Annotated in this window: 1 pseudogene; it reads right to left on the reverse strand. The window is 65.4% G+C overall.

Annotated elements, in window-relative coordinates:
• Positions 1–208: pseudogene (locus AF337_RS06865) on the reverse strand (methyl-accepting chemotaxis protein); the annotation flags it as partial.

A 208-nucleotide genomic window follows, 5' to 3' on the forward strand; every position in this document is an offset into this window, starting at 1 on the left:
GTGCTAACCGCGTGGACACGTTTGCTCGCTTCATGGGCGCCATCGGCCGTCTGACGGACAGCGACGGTGAGTTCGTCGAGGGCCGCCGAGGTTTCTTCGAGGCTGGCGGCCTGGCGTTCGGTGCGCTGCGACAGCTCGTTGGAAGCGCGGCGAATCTCTTCCTTGCTGGTGCCGATATCGGTGCCCTTGGCGCTGACCTTGGCCATGG

It is taken from the genome of Rhizobium ecuadorense, from assembly GCF_001187535.1.
GTDB lineage: Bacteria > Pseudomonadota > Alphaproteobacteria > Rhizobiales > Rhizobiaceae > Rhizobium > Rhizobium ecuadorense.